General features: G+C 60.4%; 1 pseudogene. It reads left to right on the forward strand.

Annotated features, from left to right (window positions below):
* A pseudogene (locus tag H663_RS42120) lies at window positions 1-186 on the forward strand (hypothetical protein); the annotation flags it as partial.
* Window positions 187-646 lie beyond the last annotated feature (460 nt).

A 646-nucleotide genomic window follows, 5' to 3' on the forward strand; every position in this document is an offset into this window, starting at 1 on the left:
CAGCGCCACGCAGGGCTTGACGGGCCAATGCTTGCAAAGCGCGAGGATGTTTACGCTGCTGCCCGACAGGCCAATCCGAACCGATGGTCCGCAACTGCACGCAATTGGCACCCGGTCAACGAAGTCCACCTCAATCCCCATACCCCTAAACCCACGGAGAATAAAAACTTACGAAAACCAGCCTGAACCACCAAAATAAATGCGACAACTAGCTTGAAAACGGCCGAGACCCCGACATGGGGCCTGTGCCGAAGCGTACAAACGTCGGAGCTAAAGCTACCGACCTACAGGGGGCGCGGTATGCGTAGGTCGGTGGTCGAAGACCCCGACATGGGGCTTGTGCCGAAGCGAACAAACGTCGGAGCTAAAGCTACCGACCTACAGGGGGCGCGGTATGCGTAGGTCGGCGGTTGAAGACCCCGACATGGGGCTTGTGCCGAAGCGGACAAACGTCGGAGCTAAAGCCACCGATCTACGGCGGGCGCGGTATGCGTAGGTCGGTGGTCGAAGACCCCGACATGGGGCTTGTGCCGAAGCGGACAAACGTCGGAGCTAAAGCTACCGACCTACGGCGGGCGCGGTATGCGTAGGTCGGTGGTCGAAGACCCCGACATGGGGCCTGTGCCGAAGCGGACAAACGTCGGAG

This window comes from Limnohabitans planktonicus II-D5 (assembly GCF_001270065.2).
GTDB lineage: Bacteria > Pseudomonadota > Gammaproteobacteria > Burkholderiales > Burkholderiaceae_C > Limnohabitans_A > Limnohabitans_A planktonicus.